The sequence below is a fragment of the Intestinimonas sp. HCP28S3_D6 genome (assembly GCF_052065695.1).
GTDB lineage: Bacteria > Bacillota > Clostridia > Oscillospirales > Oscillospiraceae > Intestinimonas.
The window spans coordinates 1-1,634 of the sequence record NZ_JBQHTM010000116.1; the positions used below are offsets into that span (position 1 = coordinate 1).

2 protein-coding genes are annotated in these 1,634 nt (G+C 47.0%); one reads left to right on the plus strand and one right to left on the minus strand.

Annotated elements, in window-relative coordinates; genetic code table 11:
- Positions 1-112 precede the first annotated feature (112 nt).
- Positions 113-1,231, plus strand: a complete 1,119-nt coding sequence (locus tag ACTNBK_RS16960) for an IS110 family transposase (RefSeq protein ID WP_441147862.1) — start codon at positions 113-115, stop codon at positions 1,229-1,231.
- A gap of 171 nt (positions 1,232-1,402) precedes the next feature.
- Here ACTNBK_RS16960 and ACTNBK_RS16965 read toward each other — a convergent pair.
- The coding region (locus ACTNBK_RS16965) for a hypothetical protein (protein WP_441147864.1) at positions 1,403-1,634 on the minus strand (232 nt) is incomplete at its 5' end.

Here is a 1,634-nt window from a genome sequence, read left to right on the forward strand (position 1 = left end):
AATAGACAATATGAAATGACCCCTTCGCTTGTAAAGCGTGGATTTACCTGTCATACTTAAAGTGCAAACAAAAAGCACACAGGAATTACCACATACAAGAGGAGGAGTCATCATGACAAGTATAATCTATGTAGGAATGGATGTCCATACCACAAATTACACGCTTTGCTGCTACAGCATGGAGGATGACCGCTTTTTTGCCGAGGTCCAGGTCGAGCCGGATGCGAAAAATATTCTGAAATACCTCGCTCGCATTGAAAAGCAACAGAGCAGGGATTGTCGCATTGTCTGCGGTTACGAGGCAGGATGTCTCGGTTACTCATTGTATCATCAACTGCACGCTCACGGTATTGACTGCGTGATCCTTGCACCGACCACAATGATGACAAAGCCAGGCAAGCGCATCAAGACAGATCGAAGAGATGCCCGTCTGATCAGCAAGTGCCTTGCTTTCCATACTTACAGCCCTGTGTATATTCCGACAGAAATGGATGACGCAGTGAAAGAGTATATCCGTATGCGTGATGACGCCAACAGCGCATTGGCTCGCGTCAAGCAACAGATTATTGCATTTTGTATCCGGCACGGCAAAACCCATGATGGTAAGAGCTATTGGACAAACAAGCATTTGGAATGGCTCTCAAGTTTGGATCTCGGCAATAAGATTTTGTCCGAAGTGTTGCAAGAGTATCTGATCCGTTACTACCAGCTGCGGGAGCAGGTGGATATGTATGATATGCGCATCAACGAACTTGCACAGGCAGAACCTTACCGGCAAAAGGTGGAGAAGCTGGGCTGCTTTCGCGGTATCGCCGCGCATACGGCATTGTCTTTCTGCGTTGAGGTAGGAGACTTCCGGCGATTTGCGACTGCGCAGCAGTTTGCGTCCTATCTTGGACTGGTGCCGGGAGAATGCTCCAGTGGTGATAAGCAGCAATATACCGGCATTACAAAAGCCGGCAATTCACATCTTCGCAAATTACTTGTAGAAACGGCTCAGGTATTTGGTCGGAGTGCAACAAAAAGTGGAAAATCAGTGGCGCTCAAGGAACGGCAGGCAAAGTGTGATTCATTGACTGTTGCCTATGCGGATAAGGCAAATGCACGGCTAAAGAAAAAATACTTTAAAATTGCAATGCGCTCCAAGGCAAATATCGCGAAGACTGCTGTGGCAAGAGAAATGGCTTGTTTTATCTGGGGTATGATGACAGATAACATTTCTTGTGCATGATTCCTTGATAGAGCATATTGCGTAAAAATCCGTGCGTCAAGGATGCTTTGCACCGCTGCGCGGCTTCGTCCTTGACCCACATATTTTCACGCAATGTATTGTATTCAAGGAATCAATATACATCTGTGCTGCCGGACGGCATCTGGAAAGGGCTAAGCGACTTATGAAGGTTCAGCAATCTACGAAATAGCTATGGCGGCGCCCTTGCGGCGATCCACGAGGATAGACGGTAGTGCTGGCGGAGAACCATTGTCCTGTGGTACCCAATCCACGTATAACAGAGTGGCCAATGCCGGAAATCTGCATCGTCTTAGCCCCTTTCAGATGCCGTTTGGCATTCTGCACAATTTGACAGGTAAAAGTTCGTTGACTTTTTCGATTGAAAAATGTCATTTCATAACAG

What these genes read in the sequence shown, in the direction of transcription:
- ACTNBK_RS16960 (WP_441147862.1), top strand. Translation starts at nt 113, where the DNA reads ATGACAAGTATAATCTATGTAGGAATGGATGTCCATACCACAAATTAC.